Annotated in this window: 21 protein-coding genes; 1 reads left to right on the top strand and 20 read right to left on the bottom strand. The window is 62.4% G+C overall.

Annotated elements, in window-relative coordinates; genetic code table 11:
• Positions 1–29: 29 nt before the first annotated feature.
• From KBB36_RS11860 to KBB36_RS11775, 18 genes are all read right to left on the bottom strand, one after another.
• Positions 30–893, bottom strand: coding sequence for a GNAT family N-acetyltransferase (locus KBB36_RS11860; RefSeq protein ID WP_290980699.1), 864 nt, complete (start codon positions 891–893; stop codon positions 30–32).
• A complete protein-coding gene (locus KBB36_RS11855; RefSeq protein ID WP_290980696.1) occupies positions 880–1,938 on the bottom strand; it encodes an NAD(P)-dependent oxidoreductase in 1,059 nt (352 codons plus the stop codon). The genes KBB36_RS11860 and KBB36_RS11855 overlap by 14 nt, the downstream gene beginning before the upstream one ends.
• Before the next feature lie 4 nt (positions 1,939–1,942).
• The gene (locus KBB36_RS11850) at positions 1,943–3,382 is read right to left on the bottom strand and encodes an amidase (RefSeq protein ID WP_290980693.1); all 1,440 of its coding nucleotides are present in this window, start codon (positions 3,380–3,382) and stop codon (positions 1,943–1,945) included.
• Between the two features lie 98 nt (positions 3,383–3,480).
• Complete coding sequence (locus KBB36_RS11845; protein WP_290980690.1) at positions 3,481–4,188, bottom strand: TetR/AcrR family transcriptional regulator; 708 nt, start codon at positions 4,186–4,188, stop codon at positions 3,481–3,483.
• Positions 4,189–4,250: 62 nt separating this feature from the next.
• On the bottom strand, positions 4,251–5,078 hold the full coding sequence (locus tag KBB36_RS11840) for a sulfite exporter TauE/SafE family protein (protein ID WP_290980687.1): 828 nt from the start codon (positions 5,076–5,078) through the stop codon (positions 4,251–4,253).
• Positions 5,079–5,083: 5 nt separating this feature from the next.
• Positions 5,084–5,887 (bottom strand): aspartate dehydrogenase, encoded by an 804-nt coding sequence (locus KBB36_RS11835; protein ID WP_290980685.1) that lies wholly within the window; start codon positions 5,885–5,887, stop codon positions 5,084–5,086.
• Between the two features lie 30 nt (positions 5,888–5,917).
• Positions 5,918–6,637 (bottom strand): ABC transporter ATP-binding protein, encoded by a 720-nt coding sequence (locus KBB36_RS11830; RefSeq protein ID WP_290980683.1) that lies wholly within the window; start codon positions 6,635–6,637, stop codon positions 5,918–5,920.
• A 1-nt stretch (position 6,638) separates the two neighbouring features.
• On the bottom strand, positions 6,639–7,403 hold the full coding sequence (locus KBB36_RS11825) for an ABC transporter ATP-binding protein (protein WP_290980680.1): 765 nt from the start codon (positions 7,401–7,403) through the stop codon (positions 6,639–6,641).
• Entirely contained in the window at positions 7,403–8,341 is a 939-nt protein-coding gene (locus tag KBB36_RS11820) for a branched-chain amino acid ABC transporter permease (RefSeq protein ID WP_290980677.1), read from the bottom strand. Before KBB36_RS11820 ends, KBB36_RS11825 begins: the two co-directional genes overlap by 1 nt.
• A gap of 20 nt (positions 8,342–8,361) precedes the next feature.
• A complete protein-coding gene (locus KBB36_RS11815) occupies positions 8,362–9,234 on the bottom strand; it encodes a branched-chain amino acid ABC transporter permease (RefSeq protein ID WP_290980674.1) in 873 nt (290 codons plus the stop codon).
• 61 nt (positions 9,235–9,295) lie between these two features.
• Positions 9,296–10,429 carry a penicillin-binding protein activator gene (locus tag KBB36_RS11810; protein ID WP_290980671.1) on the bottom strand — a complete coding sequence of 378 codons (1,134 nt, stop codon included), beginning with the start codon at positions 10,427–10,429 and terminating at the stop codon, positions 9,296–9,298.
• Between the two features lie 37 nt (positions 10,430–10,466).
• Positions 10,467–11,084: an SRPBCC family protein gene (locus KBB36_RS11805; RefSeq protein WP_290980668.1), complete on the bottom strand. Its 618-nt coding sequence runs from the start codon at positions 11,082–11,084 to the stop codon at positions 10,467–10,469.
• Between the two features lie 12 nt (positions 11,085–11,096).
• Positions 11,097–12,500, bottom strand: coding sequence for a gamma-glutamyltransferase (locus KBB36_RS11800; RefSeq protein ID WP_290980666.1), 1,404 nt, complete (start codon positions 12,498–12,500; stop codon positions 11,097–11,099).
• A 1-nt stretch (position 12,501) separates the two neighbouring features.
• Positions 12,502–13,881, bottom strand: a complete 1,380-nt coding sequence (locus KBB36_RS11795; RefSeq protein ID WP_290980663.1) for an aldehyde dehydrogenase family protein — start codon at positions 13,879–13,881, stop codon at positions 12,502–12,504.
• 9 nt (positions 13,882–13,890) lie between these two features.
• Positions 13,891–14,955: a hypothetical protein gene (locus KBB36_RS11790; protein ID WP_290980660.1), complete on the bottom strand. Its 1,065-nt coding sequence runs from the start codon at positions 14,953–14,955 to the stop codon at positions 13,891–13,893.
• Positions 14,955–15,464 (bottom strand): (2Fe-2S)-binding protein, encoded by a 510-nt coding sequence (locus KBB36_RS11785; RefSeq protein WP_290980656.1) that lies wholly within the window; start codon positions 15,462–15,464, stop codon positions 14,955–14,957. Before KBB36_RS11785 ends, KBB36_RS11790 begins: the two co-directional genes overlap by 1 nt.
• A gap of 8 nt (positions 15,465–15,472) precedes the next feature.
• Positions 15,473–16,294: a xanthine dehydrogenase family protein subunit M gene (locus KBB36_RS11780; protein WP_290980654.1), complete on the bottom strand. Its 822-nt coding sequence runs from the start codon at positions 16,292–16,294 to the stop codon at positions 15,473–15,475.
• Positions 16,295–16,298: 4 nt separating this feature from the next.
• Positions 16,299–18,671, bottom strand: a complete 2,373-nt coding sequence (locus tag KBB36_RS11775) for a xanthine dehydrogenase family protein molybdopterin-binding subunit (protein ID WP_290980651.1) — start codon at positions 18,669–18,671, stop codon at positions 16,299–16,301.
• A 255-nt stretch (positions 18,672–18,926) separates the two neighbouring features.
• Between KBB36_RS11775 and KBB36_RS11770 the strand changes: the two genes are divergently transcribed.
• On the top strand, positions 18,927–19,667 hold the full coding sequence (locus KBB36_RS11770) for a GntR family transcriptional regulator (RefSeq protein ID WP_290980649.1): 741 nt from the start codon (positions 18,927–18,929) through the stop codon (positions 19,665–19,667).
• A gap of 19 nt (positions 19,668–19,686) precedes the next feature.
• Here the strand turns inward: KBB36_RS11770 and KBB36_RS11765 are convergent, their stop codons facing one another.
• Together KBB36_RS11765 and KBB36_RS11760 are read right to left on the bottom strand one after the other, a co-directional pair.
• Positions 19,687–20,484 (bottom strand): ABC transporter ATP-binding protein, encoded by a 798-nt coding sequence (locus KBB36_RS11765; RefSeq protein ID WP_290980647.1) that lies wholly within the window; start codon positions 20,482–20,484, stop codon positions 19,687–19,689.
• Positions 20,484–21,326, bottom strand: coding sequence for an alpha/beta fold hydrolase (locus tag KBB36_RS11760; RefSeq protein WP_290980645.1), 843 nt, complete (start codon positions 21,324–21,326; stop codon positions 20,484–20,486). Before KBB36_RS11760 ends, KBB36_RS11765 begins: the two co-directional genes overlap by 1 nt.
• Positions 21,327–21,333 lie beyond the last annotated feature (7 nt).

Raw genomic sequence — 21,333 nt, 5'->3', positions numbered from 1 at the left:
CTCCAATGTTTTGCCATCCTGCTCACTCCCTACCCAAGTTCCGGACCAGCGGCGGCGAAAGAACGGAAATTGTCGCCAAACTGCGTGATGCCGCCGCGCATCATGCGCTCAAAACCGCGCTGCCGCGTGAAGCCCAATGCCGCCAGATGCGCAGAAAACTCAACCTGATCGTTATACGCATCGATGAAAACCGGCCCCGGCAGCCGCGATAGCAGGCCATCCAGCAGGCGTATCGCCATATCGGGCTCGGGCGCCAAAAGCGGCCCGATCTGCGTTGCCACCCGGCCGGCACGAGACAGCACATAACCATCCTGGTCGGCACCCCGCAAACAGACTGCATCCGGACGGGCCAGCAGGTCGTGCAGCACAAAATCACGCTCGGCACCAAAAATCTGCGCATCCAGCGGCGCCAGCCAGGCCATATCCGAAGCAGACAGCGGCATCACACCGCGCCGCGGAGAAGCCACTGCGTTGCCGGGGTGCTGCCAGCGCGTGATGTAGCGCAGGGTCTCGAAACCAAGCGGACGATACACTTCCGCTCCGGCCGCCGTGGCATCCAGCACTGCTTGCGCGCCACGCGCCTCGATCCATTGGATACAATCCAGAACCAGCCGGCTGGCCAAACCCAAACGCCGCTGACTGGCAGTGACCAGCACCATGCTGATCCAGGCCAGCCGCGCGCCCATCGGCAAGGCCAGGGCCGAGGCCACCAGGGATGGCGGCTGACCCATTTCAATGCCGATGGCATGACCATGACCGATCATCAGGCGCCAATCAGCGGCGACCTGATTCCAATTGGCTTCCGCCGATAGCGCCAGCGCCCCGGGCAATAACCCGAGGTTCAGGCTCCCGATTTGCGGGAGCGACAGACTGTGCGCCTCAGTATTCGCCATCGCGATTCTCAAATTTGGTCGGCTTGTTCAGGCTGCTGCCATTGCCGGCAACCCAATCTGCCACCCAGTCCAGCATCAGCTTGATCGACACCAGCGGATACCCAAACAGCCGCATTGCTTCAGCGGCATTGTTGAGCCAGGCGGTCTTGGCCGGCTCGCCGGTGAAACTGACCGGCTTGCCCATGCGGGCTGCCATTTCAGTGGCCAGCCATTTCACCGCCAGGGTTTCCGGGCCACTGACATTGATCGGCGAGGTTGGCGCCGTGGCATGTGCCAGCGAGCGCAGCGCATAGCGGTTTGAATCGCCCTGCCAGATCACATTGACATGGCCGGTGGTAAGATCAACCGGCTTGCCATCGCGGATCTTCACCGCGATATCGTGCAGCACGCCATAACGCAGATCGATGGCATAATTCAGCCGGATCAATCGCCCCGGCGTGCCGTATTTGGCCGAGAAATGCTGTAGCAGGCGCTCGCGGCCAACACAGGAATTGGCATATTCGCCGGGCGGATTAAGCGGCGTCTGCTCGGTGGCGCCGATCTCGTCGAGGCCAACAAAGGGATAGACGCAGCCGGTGGAGAAGGCGACGATACGCGAAGCCGGGAAGCTCTCCGCCACCATGCCCGGCAGGTAGGTATTCATCGCCCAGGTCAGCGGCTGATCACCACCGGAACCGAATTTCATGCCGGCCATGAAAACAATATTCTTCACCTTCGGCAAAGCCTCAAGTGCGGCACGATCCGACAGGTCGCAGGCAATGGTTTCGATGCCCCAGCCCTGCAATTGCTCGCGCAGACCCGGCTCGCTGAAACGCGCCACGCCGATCACACGCTTATCGGGCGCGGCACGCTTGGCCATATGCGCCAGCGAAGGCCCCATCTTGCCGCCAACGCCCAGCACCATGATATCGCCATCCAGGCCCTGCAACTCACGCTGCAAAACGATATCCGGGCGTGACAGGATTTCTTCCAGCGCCGCCAGATCGGCGATGCGTTCCGGCAGGGATTCACTGACTTGCATGTTGGACTTACGCTCCTGCTTCATGCTCTCACATGCTCCTAGTGGCAAGCGGCGGGCGCTGTGCTGCCCAGGGCGCTGCCTGCTCGAATGCCCGCGCCGCCTGCAACACCAGCAGATCGCGGTGGCGCGGCCCGACGATCTGTAGCCCGACCGGCAGGCCATCGCGGGTAAAGCCACAGGGCACGCTGGCCGCCGGCTGGCGGGTCAGGTTGAAGGGAAAGGTGAAGGGATACCAGTTGCGCCCGCTATAGCCTTCCGGCTCGTTGCGTTCTGCGGCAAATGCCGGCACGGCGGTGACCGGCGACAGCAGCAGATCATAGCGCTGGTGAAATTCATTCATGCGGCGGGCAAATTGCGCGCGCTGCATCTCGGCATCAAGATGATCGATGGCGGTGGCGCCGCGCGCCTGCTCCACACGCTGCAACAAATCAGGGTCAATCACCGCAAGCTGCGCCGGGGTGAATTTGTGGAAGGCATAGTCGGTCAGGCCACGCATCAGCTTGAACAGTAGATCGCGCGAATCGGGGAACACCGTCTCGACGGTTTCAACCTGCGCGCCAAGCTGCTCAAAAACCTTGGCTGCCGACTCCGTCAATGCCGCCACTTCGGGATCAACCACGGCGCCACACAAAGTGGGGCTCCAGGCAATGCGCCATTGCTTCGGGTCAGCAGCCAGTTCTGCATGATACTGCGTCGGATCGGCCGGCAGTGAATCCCAATCACGCGGATCGGGCTGCGCGATCACGCTCAGCATCAGCGCCGCGTCAACCACACTGCGGGTCATCGGGCCGAAACCGGCCAGTGTGGCATAGGGCGTGGGCGGATACATCGCCACCCGGCCGCCGCCCGGCTTGAAGCCGAAGATGCCGCAGAAATTCGCCGGCATGCGGATCGAACCGCCGGCATCGGTGCCGAGTGCCAGGGCAGAGATGCCCGCCGCCACAGAAGCCGCCGCGCCGCCGCTGGAGCCGCCCGGTGTGCGTTCCAGGTTCCAGGGATTGCGCGTCACGCCGCATAGCGCGGTGTTGGTGGTGGGCTTGGCGGCGAATTCACTGGTGGTGGTCTTGCCGAAAATCACCGCGCCCTGTTCGCGCAGGCGCGCCACAGCCGGGCCATCTTCGTCCCAGGGCTGATCCGGGTTGATCGCCTTGGAGCCGCGCAAAGTGGGCCAGCCCTTGGTGAGAATGATATCCTTGATCGAAACCGGCACGCCATCCAGCAAACCCAATGGTGCGCCACGCTGCCAGCGTCCTTCGGATTGGCGCGCCTGCTCCAGGGCGGCTTCCGGATCAAGCAGGCAGAAGGCATTTAGCGCCGGATCGAGCGCTTCAGCGCGGCGCAAAGTCTCCTGCGTTGCCTCCACAGGCGACACTGCCTTGCTGCGATAGGCAGCGAGCAATTCGGTGGCCGAAGCCCAAGCGATGCCTTGCTGCATGTTCCCCCATTGCCGGATGCGATTATCAACCAACTGGTTGATCCAATCATCTGCAACGAGAAGCTGTCAAGCGGGAATTGCAATGTCATCGGTACAGAAACAAAAAAAGCGCCAAACGATGGCGCTTTGGTTCAGGGGCGCAGGGCGCTCATCATCAGATCGACAACATGGCGCCGCCGCGTGGCCACCGCCTCTGGCGCATCCAGGTTGCGCCCGAATATCGCCGTCAACGTATAGATGTTATTGAAATAGAAGAAACCGAGGCCGGCGATGGAAACATAAACCTGAAGCGGATCGAGTCCCTTGCGGAAAATGCCTTCCGCAGCACCGCGCCGCAGGATGTCATCCAGCGTGCCGAGCAGCGGCGTGTTGAGCCGTTGCAGGTTCAGTATCTGCTTGAGATGTTTGCCCTTGTGCAGATTTTCATCGGTCAGCAGCGAGACAAAATCGCGATTCTCGGCCAGATAATCAAACGACATGGCGATCAGTCGGCGCATCGCCGTAGCCGGTTTCAGCCGCGCCAGATCAAGCGCACGCTCGCGCTCGCGAATGCCATCATAGGCAAGCTCCAGCACCTTGGCGTAGAGATCATCCTTGTTGCCGAAATGATGGTAGACAAGCTGCTTGTTGACACCGGCGCGATTGGCGATGGCGTCCACCCGTGCGCCTTCGAAGCCACGGCTGGCGAATTCGCTCTGTGCTGCGGCCAGCAGCAATTCGCGGCTGTTGCGCTCGGCCTCGCCGCCAGCAATGCGGCCGGCACGCCGCAGCGGCTTGGCCACGGCCTTCACCGGCGGCTTCACCACCCGACCGCGCTGCTTTGCGCCAACCGCCACCATGCCTGCCATCCCGTGTTGTATCAACCAGATGTTTGATCGGCACTATATAGCGGGTGTGGCGGCTAGAAAAGCAGGTCGTAGAACATCCGCAAGGCGGTGAAGCCGAGAAACACGGCAAAGACCCGCTTGAGGTTGCGGGTATTGATGCGATGCGCCAGGCGGGCGCCATAAGGCGCCAGCAGGGTGGAGGTGGGGAATATCAACGCAAAGCCGATCAGGCTGATATAGCCCAGGCTGAATGGCGGCAGCCCGGCCACGTTCCAGCCGGAATAGACAAAGCCGATGGCGCCGGGGATGCCGATGATGAAGCCGATTGCCGCAGCGGTGCCAACAGCGCGATGAATTGGATAGCCGAACAGCGACAGGATCGGCACGCTGAGCGTGCCACCGCCAATGCCCATCATGGCCGAGATGCCGCCAATCACGGTGGCAAGTAGCGAACGCCCCACACCCTTCGGCAATTCTGGCGCCAGCCGCCATTCCGGCTTGCCAAAGCCCATATGCAGCGACACGATCAAGGCCACGCTGGCAAAAACCGAACTCAGCACCGGGCCACGCACATGGCCGGCCAGCACCGTGCCGATCAGCACGCCGATGAAAATCCACGGCCCCCAGCTTTTCAGCAGGGCAAAATCCACTGCGCCGCGCTTGTGATGTGACCGCACCGAGGAAACCGAGGTGGCGATAATGGTGGCCAGCGACGTGCCCACCGCCACATGCATACGCACGGCTTCGTCAATACCAAGCGCGGTGAACATATGCCACAGCACCGGCACGATCACGATGCCGCCGCCTACACCAAGCAGCCCGGCAGTGATGCCGGCCACCGCGCCCGCAGCCAGCAACATGGCACCGAAGCTCAAAACCTGGCTCAATTCAAGCTGCATCATGGTCTTTATACCGCGATCACATCCACGAGGTTGCGCAGGCCGCGCACCAAGCTGTAGGGCGCCAGCATCGAGGTTTTGGGATTGGCCGGCAAGACCCTGGCCACCACATGGCTGCTCATTTCACCGAACGGCCCATGCGCCAACACGCTATGCTGATTGCAGGCCTCGGTGGGGTCCACCATCAGCCGCACCCGGGTCTGCTCAAAACCCAGGCCGGCCAGCGCCACCGCCGCCACCACATTGGCATTCTGCGGAAAAGCCAGGGCAGCTTCGCGCGCCGTGCCTTCAAAAAACACCGCAGGCTCGGTCACCGCGCCAAGATCAATCAGGCTCTCGGCCTTGGTGCCGATCCAGGCCTTCGGCGCCTTGCGGCCGGTATATTCCACACTATCCAGCCCGGCATGGCGCGCCGCACCGAGCGCATCCAGGCCGCCCAGCGCACCGGCCGGGATCAGCACACGGCCGCCGCCGGCATCCGCCGCCGCCCGCAGCCTGCTTTCCAGCGCCGCATCGGCCAGCGCCCCCACCGAGGCCACCAGCAGATCAACGCCGCCGCGCAGCAAGGCTTCGGCATGGGCATGCAAGCCGGCATGCCCGGCCGCCTCCACCACCACGCGCGGCCCGAGCGCCAGCAAAGCCGCCGCATCGCCAGCCACCGGCAGGTTGGCCGGCACATCGCGCGCCGAACCGGGCCGCAGCAACACGCCAACCAGAGTGATATCAGCCTCTGCGGCAATGCTTTCGGCGACAACGCGACCAATGGCGCCATAGCCGATCAGGCCAACCGGCAGCGCACGCGATTTACTCATGGCATCAGCCTCAATAAATTGCCGGCGAACTCAGCCGCCGAGATAAGCGCGCAACACGTCCTTGTTGCCGAGCAAGGCCTCGGCTGTATCGGACGCTACCACGCGGCCAGTTTCCAGCACATAGGCGCGCGACGCAACCGACAGCGCGTTATGCACGTTCTGCTCCACTAACAGGATGGTGACGCCGTGTTTCTGCAACTCACGCACTGCGCCCATCACTTCCTGTGCCAGCAAAGGGCTGAGGCCCAGGCTGGGTTCATCCAGTAGCAGCAGTTCAGGCTCCGACATCAGCGCGCGGGCAATCGCCAGCATCTGCTGCTCACCGCCCGACAATGTTCCGGCCAACTGCTTGCGCCGCTCGCGCAGGCGCGGAAAGCGCTCGAAGCCCTTCTCCACCCGGCTGGCCAATTCACGCGGGTCATTGACGATATAACCGCCAAGCTGGAGGTTTTCCTCCACGGTCATTTCCGGCCAGACATGCCGTTCTTCCGGGCAATGCGAAATACCGGCGCGCAGCACTTCGTCGGCGCGTTTGCCGGCAATGCTATGCCCCTTGAAACGAATACTGCCGGCGCTCGGCGCCATCAGGCCCGAAATGGCGCGCAGCGACGTGCTCTTGCCAGCACCATTGGAGCCAATCAGCGCCACCACCTCGCCCGGCATCACACTAAAGCTGATACCATGCAGCGCCTGCACCTTGCCGTAGCTGACCTTGAGGTCGTGCAATTCAAGAATTGGTTGCTGCGTCATCTCAATGCCCCGTCGCGCTGCCGAGATAGGCGGCGATCACTTCCGGATTGCTGCGGATATCTTCCGGCCCGCCCTCGGCCAGCTTGAGGCCGAAATTCATCACCACGATGCGGTCGGAAATACTCATCACCAGATTCATGTTGTGCTCAACCAGCAGCAAGGCCTCGATCTGGCTGCCGACAAGCTGCTTGAGGATAGCGCCCAGCTTGATCGCCTCTTCCGAATTAAGCCCGGCGGCCGGCTCGTCGAGCATCAGCAGCCGCGGCTTGGCACCCAGGCCGATACCAACTTCCAGCAGGCGCAATTCGCCGCAGGAAAGTGACGCTGCCTCGGTATTCATGCGCGCGCCGAGGCCGATCAATTCAACGATATCGGCAGCACTGTCGCGCAGCGCCGCTTCGCTCTGCCGCACCCCCTTGCCGGGAAACAGTGTGGCCCAAAGCGAACGGGTACCCTGCCGGTGATGCGCCGCCAGGATATTCTCGAATACCGTCAAATTCTTCAGGATGTTGGTTTTCTGGAAACTGCGCACCACACCGCGCCGGGCGATGTCATGCGGCGCCTTGCCGGTCACGGTCTCGCCCTCAAAAGCCGCCGAGCCTTCGGTCGGCTTGAGAAAGCCAGAGATCATATTGAAGCAAGTGGTCTTGCCGGCGCCATTCGGCCCGATAAGGCTGACGACCTCGCCCTTGCCAACCGTGAAAGACACATCATTCACGGCAGTGATGCCGCCAAAGCGCATGCGGAGATTGTTGACCTCAAGCATCACGCGGCCTCCGTCTTGCGATTGTAGGTTTCACGCTTGTCGGTCAGATAACCCATCACGCCGCGCGGCATGAACAGCACCACGGCAATGACGATGGCGCCGAAGATCGACAACCGCAGTTCCTTGAAGTCGCGTAGATATTCTTCCAGCACCACCACGGCGAAGGCGCCCAGGATCGGCCCCAGCAACGTGCCTTTGCCGCCCAGCAGCACCATGATGATGGTGGATGCCATGAAGCTGAAACCGAACACCTCCGGACCGACAAAGGAGATGTAATGTGCGTAGAAACCGCCGCTCAAGCCAGCCAAAGCCGCCGCGATCACGAAGGTGAGCAGTGCATAGTGGAATGGCGAGATGCCGACCGACTGGGCGACGAAGCGGTTTTCGCGCACCGCCACTGCGCCACGCCCGATATTGGAATAAACGAAGCGGAAGGCGATGTAGAGCACAACAGCCGCAAGCAATAGGGCGATATAGTAGAAGGCGGTCTTCTGCCCCAGGGCATCCAATGCCGCCATGGCGGCCGGCTTCTTGATGCCGGATATGCCCATCGGGCCGTTGGTGAAGCCAACCCAGTTGTTGGCGATCAGGCGCAGCACTTCGGCGAAGCAGAGCGTGATGATGACAAAAAACGGCCCGCGCAGCCGCAGTGTGATGGCGCCAATGGCAAGGCCGAATACCGCCGCCACCACGCCGGCCAGCGGTACGGTGAACTGGATCGGCAGGCCGAGCTTGGACGAACCCAGCGCTGACGCATAGGCACCGATGCCAAGGAAGGCCATATGGCCAAGCGGGAATTCGCCGACATAACCAACAATCAGATTGAAGCTGGTTGCCAGGATAAGCGAAAACAGCACCATGATGCCGAGATGCAGGATATATTCATTGCGCACCAGCAGCGGCAGCACCGCGGCCAGAAACACAAAAGCCAGCAGCATATTTCGTTCAAAATTCCGCATTACACACGCTCCGCCCGCTTGGAGAACAGGCCATAGGGCCGCACCAGCAGCATTATGATCACCATGGCAAAGCCAATAGCATCGACATAACCGGTGCCGAGATAGCCGCCCCAGATAGCTTCCACCAGGCCAAGCACCAAGCCGCCAACGATGGCACCCGGAAAACTGCCCATGCCGCCAAAGATCACCACCACAAAAGCCTTCAGGCTGACCAGGCCGCCAATGGTGGGCTGCGCTACATAGATCGAGCCAAGCAGCATGCCGGCCACGCTGGCCAGCACGATGCCCATGGCGAAGGTCGTGGCATAGACCTGCGCAGTCTGGATGCCGGCCAGCTTGGCCGCCATGGTATCCTGGAAAGTGGCGCGCATGGCGCGGCCAAGCTTGGTATGCTGGATCACCATATGGGCAGCCAGGATCAGCAGAGCCGCGATCGCCACGATAGCCAGGCGTGCTTCGGTGAGCACCACCGGGCCGAAGAAGATCGGTTTGTTGGGCATCGGGCCGGTGACTTTCAGCGGCGCCGTGCCGTAGATCAGCAAGGCCGTATTCACCAGGAAAATCGACAGGCCGATGGTGAGCAGGATGCCCGGCTCCTCGCCCTGCTCGCGCACACGCTCGATCAGCACGCGCTCGATCAGCCAGCCGGCAGCGCCCATCACCACGATGACGGCGATCAGCGACGGGAAAAAGCCGAGGCCAAGATGCACGGTGAAGGTCCAGCCCAGCAGGCCACCCACCATGTAGATATCGCCATGCGCAAAATTCACCACGCGCATCAGGCCGAAGACCAGGGTGAGGCCAATCGCCGACAGCGCGTAGAAGCTGCCATTGACCAGGCCATTCGCCAATAATTGCAGGAAAAAATCCATATCCACCCCGCCTTGCTGAATAGAGTGGCCGGCGGCGCGGGGCCGCCGGCCTGGGTAAGCCTTAGTGGCCGATTGAGGTGGACGCAGCCACCACCGGCACACCATTCTGCAACTGCACCAGCACCACATCGAAGCCGGCCGCCTGACCCTTGGCATCGAAGCGGAACTTGCCGTTCGGGCCTTCATAATCGGTCTTGGTCAGCGCTTCGCGGATCTTCTCCGGTTCGGTGGAGCCGGCACGCTGGATCGCATCCATGATGATGTTGATCGCGTTGTAGCCGGCAGCGCCATACTTGCCGGGCTTCTCCTTGGTCTTCTGCTCATAGGCGGCGACGAAGGCCTGATTCTTCGGCGTGGTCATCGTCGAGGCATAGGGCACGGCGGCATAGATGCCTTCCGAAGCCTTCTCGGTCAGGCGCATGAAGTCGGCAGTGGCCCAGGAGCCAACACCAAATACCTTGAGCTTGAGCGCGAATTCCGCCTTCTGCTTGACGAAGATCGAACCATCCTGGGTTTCGGCGGCCACAAACACGCCATCGGCGCCCGAAGCCCGCAGCTTGGCCAGCAGGGTGTAGAAGTCTGTGGTGCCGTGATCGAAGTATTCCTTCATCACGGTAGTGGCACCCAGCGCCTTCATGTTCTTCTCGAACTCATCCACGCCGCCACGACCCCAATCGTCGTTCACGCCGATATAGGCCACTTTGCGCAGCTTGAGCTGATCGAAAAGAATCTTGGCAAAGGCTTCGGCAAGCAAAGCATCGGTTTCGGTGGCGCGGAAGAAGTAGCGATTGCCTTTTTCGGTCAGGTCGGCCTTCGACGACACGCCAGTTACCAGCGGGATCTTGTAATTCTCGGCCACCGGCATCACCGCCAGCGTGGCAGACGAACAGAAGGCGCCGGAAAGTACGGTCACCTTGTCGCGCTGGATCAGCTTCTCGGCCGCGTTCACCGATTTGGCCGGGTTGCACGAACCATCCTCGATGATCAGTTCAACCTTCTTGCCGAGCACACCGCCGGCAGCATTGCGCTGCTCAACCGCGAGTTCGGAGCCGGCAACATCGGCCTTGCCGTTATAGGCGACCGAGCCGGTGAGCGGCTGGATGACGCCGATCTTGATGGTGTCTTGCGCCTGGGCCGGCTGGCCCAGAAACATGGCGGCTGCGGCGACAGCGCCGAGCAAAGCAGTCCGTTTCATGCAATCCTCCTGTTGGTGCTTGGTTGGTTTGGGTTGATCACGAGTTACTGCTGCGACGGCCGAGAAGCGTGCGGAAAAATCCCACAACGGCATCTCGAACGATCGACCACATGAGCCGCCCGGCATCCAGCGACTGGGCTGGCTTGGGTGGCGAAACCGGTATTTCAGTTTTCTGTTCGCTGGCAGTTGCCGCCGGCGCTGCGGCAACCCGCGCCGCCAGATGGCCTTCCAGGTTGCGCACAAATTCGGCGGTGATGCGGTTGGCGATTTCCTTCACCACACCGGCTTTGCCAAACTGCGCCAGGGCGCCAGCCAGGTTTATGGTGCAATCCACCAGCACACGGCTGCCGCCTTCGGCCGCATCGACGCGATAGGTCATGTTGCCGCTGGCGCGCGAATTGCTTTTGGCATCGGCACCCTTGCCTTCCACGCTGCCGCTGCGCCCGGCATCGTCGCGCAGCAATGTGACCTCGCCTTCAAAAGCGGCAGCCAACGGCCCGACCTTGACCGAAAACTGGCCGCGATAACGATTGTCGCCCAGCTCTTCCAGAATTGCGGCACCCGGCAGGCAGGCCGCCACCAGCCGCACATCGGAAAAAGCCGCCCAGACCACATCGGGGCCATGCGCAACAGTGAAATCCTTTTCGATCTTCATGGCTTCATATCCTCAATAAACGCCCAGCGCCGAGGCGCCGCTGCGTGGATCGGCCGCCGCCAGATGCGGCAAGCCGGCGCGCATGGCGATCACCTGCTGCACCGAACGATGCGCAAAGCGCTGCACGGCGCGGTGCGGCGCTGCATCGGTGCCGAATTGCACCCCCTGCTCCGCCGTCAATTCATCTTTCTCATCCAGCGCCCAGCGCGGATTGCTCACGGCCTGGGCCGGCGAAGCGCCAGCGAGCAGGTCGCGGATTGTCTGGGCATTCCACGGCAACTGGTTGACGCCGCCGGGCGTGGCGCCGAGGCAGAGTGTTTCGCCATGGCGCAAGGCCCAGGCATGCAGGGTGGTTTGCGGCACACGACCGGCAGCCGGGGCATTACGGGCATAAGGCGGTGCCGAGAGATCAAAGCCGCGGCCGGGACGGTTATTCAGTACCAGGCCACTTTCCAGCACCAGGCCGGAACCGAAGCGCGGGAAGGAATTGCTGTGTACCACCACCACCGCATTGCCCTGATCATCGGCCGCCGTCACCACCGAGGTGCCTTCATCCAGCGCCTCGCGGTTGCGCGCACGGGCCTGCTGCCGCTCGGCGCGCACAATGCCAACCAGGTCGGCATCAACATTGCCAGCTTGGCGCATGACTTCAGCCAGGCGCGGCCCGGCCGTCGGGCCGGGCGTCACCAGCAGATCAATACCATCGCCCAGGGCCAGGCTTTCAGCCGGCATGCGGCGCGCCGGCCGGCCACAAAGATCAGCCAGGGTGAGAAAACCGCCCCGGCTCTGCACGTCCGCCACCAGCCGTTTGCCATGATCACCGGTAAACAGATCGGCGCCCAGGTCGGCGAAGGCGGCCAGCAACTGCCCAAGGCCAGGCAGACGGCGCAGATCGCCCAGTTGCGGTCGCCGGCCATGCGGGCAATAGGGATGATGCGGGCTGTAGCGGCCGAGCAATTCCTCGGCTTCATCAAGATAACTCAGTGCAACCCAGCTCCACGGCAACCCGAGTTCAGCTGCCTTGATCGCCGGCGCCACCAGCTTGGACAATGGCAATTCAGCCATGCCATGCAATGTGACGTAACCATCCGGCGCACCTGGGATACCCACCGATCGTGGCCCGAGCCGCTCCAGCACCGCGCCCTGCGCCAAAGCCTGTGGGCCAGGACCAACGCTGACGATGGTTTCAAAACTGCCATCGGCGCGGTGATACAGCGCCACCAAATCGCCGGCCAGACCGCATTTCATCGGCAGCGCCACCGTCTCCATGAAACAGGCGGCCAGCGCCGCATCAAAGGCATTGCCGCCTTGCGCATAAGCCGCAGCCCCCGCCGCCGTGGCGGCAGGATGCGCCGATGTCACCACCTTGGCGCCGGTGGTGGCAATGGTCTGGCAAAGGCGCTCCAGGCTGTCCATGTCAGGCCTTAATGCCGATGAACTTGACCTGCGACATCTCCTCGATGGCATAACGCACGCCTTCGCGGCCCACGCCACTCTGCTTCACACCGCCGAACGGATACATATCAAGCCGGAAGCGGCTGGCCTGGTTCACCCACAGGGCGCCGACATCAAAATCATCGGCAAAGCGGAAAGCCGCGCCGAGGTCGCGGGTGAAAACCGCGCCTTGTAGGCCAAAATCGGAATCGTTGGCCAACGCCAGTGCCTCGTCCACATCGTCAAACGGCACCACTACGGCTATGGGGCCGAACACTTCCTCGCACCACAGCCGCGCCTGACGCGGCAAATCAATCAGGATACCAGGCGATACCGTGGCGCCCTGACGCACAGGCTCCAGTGCATAACGCGCGCCTTTGGCAATGGCATCGGCGCACATATCCATCACACGACGCGCGGCGGCCTCGGTCACCATCGGGCCGATATCGCTGGCCGTATCGTCGGCTCGGCCCACCTTCAGTGCCTTGGCGGCGGTCACGAAGGCTTCCAGGAAAGCCGGTAATGCCTGGCGCGCCACCAACACCCGCTGTGCTGAAATACATTGCTGGCCGCTGGCCTCAAAGCCGGCAGCCGCGATCTTCTTGGCCGCGTCGGCGATATCGGCATCAGCCAGCACAATGTTGGCGGCGTTAGAGCCCAGTTCTGCCAGAAATTTTTTGGCCCCGGCAGCCCGCGCCAGCGCTTCGCCGCCTGCGGTGGAGCCGGTGAAGCTGACAGCCCGCACGCCGGAATGCGCCACCAGTGCCGCAGCGGTGATACGGTCGCCGGTGATCACGCTGAACAGGCCGGCGGGCCAGCCAGCAGCCACAAACAATTCGGCCAGGCGCAAGGCCGTGCGGCTGCCGGCCGGCGCCGGCTTCACCACAATGGCATTACCGGCAGCGATGGCGGGCGCCACTTTCTGCACCAGCAGATTGATCGGTGCATTGAACGGCGTGATGCCGGCCACCACGCCATACGGGATATGCCGGGTGAAGCCGAAATGCCCGGCGCCCAGCGCCGTGGCATCCAGCGGCAGCACCTCACCACCAAGCTGCGGCAAGGCGGCGGCACAGGCTTCGATGAATTCCACCCCGCGCTTGATTTCGCCTCGCGCCACCCGGATCGGCTTGCCAATATCCTCGCGGATGATCTGCGCCAGTTCCTCGGCGGCTTCCTGCAAGGCGGCGGCACCCGCCTTGAGCCAGGCAACGCGCTGATGCACCGGCGCCTTGCGCTGCGCCATGAAGCAGGCCTGGGCAGCGGCCACCGCCGCTGCCACACCAGCCTCACCCTGTTCCGGCAGCCGGGTGATCAGGCTGCCATCCTGGGGATTGATCAGATCAAGCGCGGGATGCGTCATCGTTGTTTCCTACTTGGCGCCACGCTGGCGCTGCACCTGCATGTTGGCCAGGAACGGCACCAAAGGATGTGCGCCCATGGCCACGATGGCCGGGGCGTCGAAGGCCACCAGCGCCTGGCGCTGCTCAGGCGTCAGTTTGTAGCGATCGGCATAAGCCGCCGGATCGGCGATATAGGCGCTGCGCGCATCACGATCATGCGCCAGGGCGTGCAATGCCGAGGTGATCTGCACCAGTTCCGGCTTGATTGTCGGGTAATGCGGCTCAAGACTGAGCAGGTCGGCACCGACCCAGCCCAGCGAGGCGTAGTTATGGTGCCAGCTCGGCTCCATCGACACGATATCGGGCTTGCGTTCGCCCAGCGCGCCGGCCGCACAGGCCCAGCAGCGCAATTCGATATTGCCCTTGTCGTCCAGTTCGGTTTCGTCATAACCGATCAGTGATTTGAGATTGCCGGTGCGCAGACGATCCAGCACCGCATTGTCCCAATCCAGTTCGGGATGCGAATAGCGGTCGGTGCCGGGAAAATGCGACATGCCACCGGAAGCCAGCACCACGGTGCGCAGGCCAAGATTGGTCACCGCACGAGCCACCGCCTGGCCGAAAGCGTAGCAGCGTTCCATGGTCGGCTGCGGCGGCAGATAGGCATTGACGAAGATCGGCAGCACCGCGCCTTTATGGCCGATATGCGTGAGCGGGATGCCCATGGCATAATCGAATTTCGCCGTACTGGTGAATGCCGGGTCAAAGCCCTGGCGATAGAGCTGGCGCACCAGTTCGAAACTCACGGCGCTGGGGATTTCCCAATGGAACTTGCGGCCGGCGAATTCGCCACCCGCCTCACCGCCAACATGGATGGTGAAGGGCGGCGCGATGCCATGGAAGAACTGCTCGGCATGGTCATTGGAAAAGATGATCCAGAGATCGGGATCAAGCGCGCGCAGCTTGTCGCCGATCTCGGCGGCCACAGCCTGCACGCGGGCAACGGTGCCCTTGTCTTCGGTATCCGGCAGGGTGAAGAATTGCGGCGCATGCGGCAACATTGCGCCGCCAACAATGGTGGTGGTGGTGGACATCAGGCAGTCTCTCCGATTTTGATCAGGCCGGCGGCCTTGGCCATCTCGGCCGCAGCCATGATGGAGCGGACAATGCCCTGATAGCCGGTGCAGCGGCACAGATTACCGCCCATCGCCTCGCGCACACTCCGCTCGTCCAGCGCCACCCCGCGCCGCAACAGATCCCAGGCCGAAATCAGCATGCCCGGGGTACAAAAACCACATTGCAGGCCATGCTGCTCATGGAAGGCCTGTTTCAGAATTTCCATCAGCGGATCACCCTGCAAACCTTCCAGCGTGCGGATTTCGGCACCATCCATGCTGACGGCCAAGGCGATGCAGGAGCGTGCCGGCTGGCCATCGATCAAAATCGTGCAGGCGCCGCAAACGCCATGTTCGCAACCAAGATGCGTGGCGGTCAGGCGCTGCTGGTCACGCAGCAGATCGGCCAGATGCAGGCGTGGCTCCACCATCGCTTCCACTACGCGGCCGTTGACGGTGAGGGAGATCGGCATCTTGGGGCTGGTCATGGCATTGCTCACTTGGTCGCATCCTGTGTCGCGCGCAGCAGCGTGGTGGCATGCATGTGGCGTTTGGCTGGGCTGAAATCGCGCTCGGCGGCATCCAGCTCGCGTAGGATCAGCGGGCGCAGGGCCGCACCGCTCTGGCCGGCGGCCCAGGCAGCAGCGCTCTCATTCAGCACGATCGGCGCACCATCGGCGGCGCCCAGCACCAGGCGGGCGGTTTTGGCCGCCGGATTGAACAAGGCCAACGCCATTGATTCGGCATATTCGCCGATCTTGGTGGTGACCTTGCTGTAGCCCCAGCTTTCGGCAGCCGGGCGGCGCGGAACTTCCACCGCCACGATCAACTCGCCATCATTCAAAGCCGTGAAATACGGCCCGAGCACAAATTCCTCGGCGGGTACCACACGGCGGCCTTGCGGCCCTTGCAGATGCAGCCGGGCTTCCAGTGTCACCACAGTAAGCAGCCAATCGGCGGCCGGATCAGCCAAAGCAAGGGCGCCGCCAATGGTGCCGCGATTACGCACAGCGCGATAGGCAAAACGCCCGGCGACATGGCGCATCAGTCCATTTGAGGCATCCGGCACCAGGCCATCTTCGAAAGCTGCATGGCGCGTACTGGCGCCGTAAAACACTGCCTCCGGGGTTTCGCGCACTTCGCGCAACGCTTCGATGCGGCCGAGATCAACCAGGCGCTCCACGGGCGCCAGGCGCAAATTCAGCATCGGCACCAGCGACTGACCGCCAGCCAGGGCGCGAGCGCCGGGATCGCCGAGCAGGCCGATGGCTTCATCCAGGGCCGTGGGGCGGGAATAGGCAAAAGCTGCGGGCTTCATGGCGTCACTCGTTCCGGCCGGCCAGCACCGCCTCAAGCAGACGCTCGGGCGTGACGGGGGTTTGATTGATCTCGACCTTGAGCGCGCGCAAGGCATCGTTGATGGCATTCACCACCACGGCCGGCGGCGCGATGGCACCGCCTTCGCCCATGCCCTTGATGCCGAAGCGGGTATGCGGCGATGGCGTTTCCATATGCAGCACGCGCACATCCGGCACTTCGGCGGCGCCGGGAATCAGATAGTCGAGGAAGGTGGAAGCCAGCGGCTGGCCATTTTCGTCGTAGGGGATTTCCTCGTAGAGCGCGGTGCCGAGGCCCTGCGCCACGCCGCCCACCACCTGGGCTTCCACCAACAACGGATTCACCATGGTGCCGCAATCGTGGCAGACAACATAATCCAGCACTTCCACCACGCCGGTACCGGTATCCACCGCCACCACGCAGGCATGGGTGGCGTAGGAAAAGGCGCCAGTAGAGCGCCCAGGTTCGTAAACCACACTGGCTTCCAGCGCCGGTTCCTCGCCTTCCGGCAGCCGTTCCGGATGCAGATAGGCGGCATTGCAGATATCGGCGAAGCTGACCGATTGCTCGCCGAACCACACGGCGCCATCGGCAAGTTTCACCTGATCGCCGGGCGCTTGCAGCAGATGCGCGCCGATGCGCTTCACCTTCACTGCCAGTTCGGCACAGGCCCGCGACACCGCGCCACCGGCCATGGTCATGCTGCGCGAGGCGAAAGTGCCCATACCATAGGGCGAAGTGGAGCTATCGCCATGGCGCACCACCACATCCTCGACACGGATGCCGAGTTCCTCGCTGGCCACCTGGGCCAGGGTGGTTTCGAGCCCCTGGCCATGATTCTGGATGCCGACAAACAGGATCAGCTTGCCATCGGGGGTGAAACGCCCCAGCGCCGGCTCAAAGCCGAACACCACTGGCAGGCCGCGCGCCACCCATTCTGCTGTGCCATGCGCCGATTGCTCGGTGTAGCTGGCCACGCCATAACCAATCAAGCGGCCATCCGGCTCGCCTTTGGCCTGGCGGGCACGGATCGCTGCCGGATCGATCGCCGCCACGGCGCGACGGGCGCATTCCGGATAATCGCCGCTGTCGTATAGCTTGTGGGTGGCCGAGCGATAGGGCATCTGCTCGGGCTTCACCATATTCTCGATCCGCACATCCTCGGGCGGCCGATTGACCGCACGCGCCACGGCATCGATCAGGGTTTCGATGGCGAAACAAGCGCCGGTGCGGCCAACACCGCGATAGGGGCCAAGCGGCGACTTGTTGGTGCCAACCGTGATGGCGCGGCCATGATAGACCGGGATGTCATACGGCCCGGTCATGATGCCCGCCGCCATGCCGGCTTCCATTGAGGCGGTCCACGGCCAGACCGAATAGGCGCCGGCATCCACCGTCACTTGGGCCTCAACCCCCAGCAGCCGGCCGGTTTCGTCGGCATAGGCAGTCAGTTCATAGCGGTGTTCGCGGGCATGCGGCGAGGCGATAAAATGTTCGCGGCGATCCTCCAGCCAGCGTAGCGGCCGGCCCAGCTTCATCGCCAGGGCTGCCACCGCCAGTTCTTCAGGCTGGAAATTATTCTTCGGCCCGAAGCCGCCACCAACATCCGGTGCCACCACGCGCAAGGTGCTCTCGGCAATGCCCAGTGCCTGTGCCAGGATGGTGCGGATGACATGCGGAAACTGCGTCGAGGAATACACCACCAATTCGCCCAGGCGGCGGTCGTAATGCGCCAGCACACCCCGGGTTTCCAGCGACACGCCGACATGGCGCCCCATGCGCAGGGATTTCTGCACCGTCACTTTGGCGGCGGCCTTGGCGGCGGCCATGTCACCGGTCTTGATCTCGGTGGTGACAAACAGATTGTCGGTCCAGCCATCGTGTAGCTTGGGAGCATCGGCTTGCAGGGCGATGTCGATATCCCAAAGCGCCGGCAATTCATCGATATCCAGTTCGCAGGCCTGGGCAATATCCTCGGCCTCGGCCCGCGTCGGCGCGATGCACATGGCAATCGGCTCGCCAACAAAACGGATGCGGTCACGAGCGAGCGGCGGATATTCGGAATGTTTAAAGCCAGGCGCCTTGCCCACCGCGACGATCGGCTTGGCGAAATCGATGGCATCGATCAGGAAAACCCGGTCACGGTAGCGCTCGGGAATCCGCACGCCGTTCAGCTTGGCATGTGCCACCGGGCTGCGCAGGAAAGCCAGGTCCCAGGTGCCGGGGATGTTCAGATCGGCGAGATACTCGCCCTTGCCTTCCAGAAAGCGGCGATCCTCGACCCGGCGCACCGAATTGCCGACGCCTTGAGGGCGGCTCTTATTAGCGGCGTCGGCTTGCATTGTCAGATTGGCCATTTTGCTGCGTCACCCTCGACTCATAAATTTTCCAGCAATTTCAATAATTAGGCCTATACTTACCGCCCAATCATCGTATATTGAATATCGTATACGATTTGATTTTGACGAGTCAATGTCAATCTGCACAAGAATTTGCCTGATAGGCCTTTGCTGCTAATTCAGGCACACGTGTGGGCTTGCCAAAGTCTCGCCGCTTCCCCAATAAAGAGCACCGAGCCGGCGGCCCCTACGGATTCGGTGAGGATGTGAGGTATGGAAGTGACAACCAAATTTGCTGCCGCCGATGCCGACTCGCCGCTAGGCAAGCGCGGTCAGGCCGAGCCACCGAAGCGCCGCGCGCTGATTTCGCGCGAGCCGATGCATGAGCAGATTCTGCCGCATATCCGGCGCGATATTGTGGAAGGCCGCTGGCGCCCGGGCGAGCGTCTGCCCGAACCGCTGCTCTGCGCCGAATTCGGCATCTCGCGCACGCCCATGCGCGATGCGTTGAAAATCCTGGAAGCCGAGGGCCTGGTGGAACTTGTGCCGCATGTCGGCGCGGTGGTGACCGATCCAACCCAGCCCGATGTGGCCGAGAAAATGGAAGTGCTAATGGCGCTGGAGCAGGCAGCGGCGGCCAAAGTGGCCAGCACCCGCTCGCCGGCAGTGCTGGAGCGCATCAACCGCCTGCATATGCAGATGAGCGAAGCCGCCCATATCAACGACGCCGCCACCTATTACCGGCTGAATGACGAATTTCACCGCGCCATTGTGCTGGGCGCCGAAAACAAGACTTTAGCCGACATGCATGAGCACATCATGTGGCATGTGCATCGCGCCCGGCATCGCGCCAATGAATATGAAAGCCTGAGCCAGGGCGCCGCCGAGCATCACGAACGGATTGTGCGCTGCCTGATGCAGGGTGATCCATTGGCGGCAGCGCAGGCGATGAACGAACATCTGCATGATGTGGCCAGCAGCATTGTTGGCCATCTGGCGCATAAGCCGAACTGAGCTGAAACGAGTCAGCGCGTCAGATATCGCGGCGGATTTCCAGTTCCGACCAGATCAGATTGAAATACTCATTATAAAGTGGATTGGTGCGGATCGTCACCGGATCGCGCTCGCCATGTGACAGGGCGATGTCATGCACGCTGCGCACCGTGGCCGGGCGGTTGCTCATCACCACAATACGATCAGCCATGGTGATGGCTTCGCCGATATCATGCGTCACCAGGATCACGCTCTTGCCGCGTTCGCGGATGATGCGCTGCACTTCACCCTGCAACAAAAGCCGGGTCTGAAAATCCAGCGCCGAGAATGGTTCATCCAGCAGGATCACATCGGGATCAAAGGCCAGTGTGCGCATGAAAGCGACGCGCTGGCGCATGCCGCCCGACAATTCACTCGGCTTGGCCTTCTCGAAGCCGGCCAGGCCATAAGCCTGGATCAGCCTTAGAGCAATCTTCTCGGCTTCGACGCGCGCCACGCCGCGCACTTCCAGGCCTAGCGTGACGTTATCCAGCACATTGCGCCAGGGCAGCAGCATGTCTTTCTGCAACATATAGCCGACCTGGCCATTGGCACCGGCCACCTGTACACCATTCACCGATACACTGCCTTCGCTTGGCACAATCAGGCCGGCAATGATGTTGAACAAGGTGGTCTTGCCGCAACCCGAGGGGCCGACAATCGCCAGCACCTCGCGCTTGCGCAGGCCAAAGGAGATGCCGCCCAGCGCCCGCACCGGCTTGGGGCCATCGGGATTGTAGACCATGCCGACATCGCGAGCGGTCAGCACTTCCACCATTTCGGCCGGCGCAGGCTGCATCAGGCAATCTCCGGATAGCTGAGCGCAGGGGCCTGCCAGGGCCGGCCGGCAATCACCGCATCCAGGTAGGAAATCACCACCGCGTTGAACTGCTCAGGCAAAACCTGCGATACGGCATGGCCGCCGGTCTCAAAATAGAATTGATCCGCCTTCGGCATCACCTTGGCCATACGCTGCGAATAATATAGCGGCGTCAGATGATCGTCCTTGGCGCAGGTAATCAACGCCGGAAAGGTCAGGCTGCGTAGCGCTTCGCCTGGGCTGTAGGAGCAGATCGCCTCGATGCGGCTGAGCATGATTTCCGGCTCGGGCAGATGCTGGGCCGCCACCGGCTCATCGGTTTCCAGCTTGGCGATATTGGCACTGATCCACCAGGGTGGGCTGAGAAATAGCGGCGTAGTGCGCACATAGGCCAGCGCACCGCTTTCAGCCAACACACGCTTGCGCACATCAAAACAGCGTTTGAAATACGGGTCCACCGCCGCCCAGCCGGCATAAAGCACAGCGCTTTTGATCCGATCCGGATAACGCAGGCCCATTTCATGCGCCATTGCAGCGCCGGTGGAATGGCCTACGATATGCGCCGCCTCGATGCCGAGATGGTCCATCAGCGCCACCATGTCGTCGGTCATCTGCGCCACCGAATAGGTGATGCGATCGCGCCGCGAACCACCGGTGCCGCGATGGTCGTGCAGCACCACCTTATATTTCGCCGCCAGCGCCGTGATGTTGGGATTAAAATAATTGGCTGCGCCGCCAATACCGGCGGCCAGCAATACCGGCTCGCCTTGCCCCTGGATATCATACGCGATTTCAGTGCCATTCACTTGTGCCACAGGCATCATGCTA

Source organism: Ferrovibrio sp., from assembly GCF_017994015.1.
Classification (GTDB): domain Bacteria; phylum Pseudomonadota; class Alphaproteobacteria; order Ferrovibrionales; family Ferrovibrionaceae; genus Ferrovibrio.
Note: the sequence above shows the minus strand (reverse complement) of the source record. Positions and strands in the feature narration are given on the sequence as shown.

Bases quoted from the DNA above. Each gene is read 5' to 3' on its own strand.
- KBB36_RS11855 (WP_290980696.1), bottom strand. From the start codon at position 1,938: ATGAAGCAGGAGCGTAAGTCCAACATGCAAGTCAGTGAATCCCTGCCG.
- KBB36_RS11760 (WP_290980645.1), bottom strand. From the start codon at position 21,326: ATGCCTGTGGCACAAGTGAATGGCACTGAAATCGCGTATGATATCCAG.
- KBB36_RS11770 (WP_290980649.1), top strand. From the start codon at position 18,927: ATGGAAGTGACAACCAAATTTGCTGCCGCCGATGCCGACTCGCCGCTA.
- KBB36_RS11810 (WP_290980671.1), bottom strand. From the start codon at position 10,429: ATGAAACGGACTGCTTTGCTCGGCGCTGTCGCCGCAGCCGCCATGTTT.
- KBB36_RS11800 (WP_290980666.1), bottom strand. From the start codon at position 12,500: ATGGACAGCCTGGAGCGCCTTTGCCAGACCATTGCCACCACCGGCGCC.
- KBB36_RS11840 (WP_290980687.1), bottom strand. From the start codon at position 5,078: ATGATGCAGCTTGAATTGAGCCAGGTTTTGAGCTTCGGTGCCATGTTG.
- KBB36_RS11830 (WP_290980683.1), bottom strand. From the start codon at position 6,637: ATGACGCAGCAACCAATTCTTGAATTGCACGACCTCAAGGTCAGCTAC.
- KBB36_RS11805 (WP_290980668.1), bottom strand. From the start codon at position 11,084: ATGAAGATCGAAAAGGATTTCACTGTTGCGCATGGCCCCGATGTGGTC.
- KBB36_RS11835 (WP_290980685.1), bottom strand. From the start codon at position 5,887: ATGAGTAAATCGCGTGCGCTGCCGGTTGGCCTGATCGGCTATGGCGCC.
- KBB36_RS11775 (WP_290980651.1), bottom strand. From the start codon at position 18,671: ATGGCCAATCTGACAATGCAAGCCGACGCCGCTAATAAGAGCCGCCCT.
- KBB36_RS11765 (WP_290980647.1), bottom strand. From the start codon at position 20,484: ATGCAGCCTGCGCCGGCCGAAATGGTGGAAGTGCTGACCGCTCGCGAT.
- KBB36_RS11825 (WP_290980680.1), bottom strand. From the start codon at position 7,403: ATGCTTGAGGTCAACAATCTCCGCATGCGCTTTGGCGGCATCACTGCC.
- KBB36_RS11860 (WP_290980699.1), bottom strand. From the start codon at position 893: ATGGCGAATACTGAGGCGCACAGTCTGTCGCTCCCGCAAATCGGGAGC.
- KBB36_RS11845 (WP_290980690.1), bottom strand. From the start codon at position 4,188: ATGGTGGCGGTTGGCGCAAAGCAGCGCGGTCGGGTGGTGAAGCCGCCG.
- KBB36_RS11795 (WP_290980663.1), bottom strand. From the start codon at position 13,881: ATGACGCATCCCGCGCTTGATCTGATCAATCCCCAGGATGGCAGCCTG.
- KBB36_RS11780 (WP_290980654.1), bottom strand. From the start codon at position 16,294: ATGAAGCCCGCAGCTTTTGCCTATTCCCGCCCCACGGCCCTGGATGAA.
- KBB36_RS11820 (WP_290980677.1), bottom strand. From the start codon at position 8,341: ATGCTGCTGGCTTTTGTGTTTCTGGCCGCGGTGCTGCCGCTGCTGGTG.
- KBB36_RS11790 (WP_290980660.1), bottom strand. From the start codon at position 14,955: ATGTCCACCACCACCACCATTGTTGGCGGCGCAATGTTGCCGCATGCG.
- KBB36_RS11785 (WP_290980656.1), bottom strand. From the start codon at position 15,464: ATGACCAGCCCCAAGATGCCGATCTCCCTCACCGTCAACGGCCGCGTA.
- KBB36_RS11815 (WP_290980674.1), bottom strand. From the start codon at position 9,234: ATGGATTTTTTCCTGCAATTATTGGCGAATGGCCTGGTCAATGGCAGC.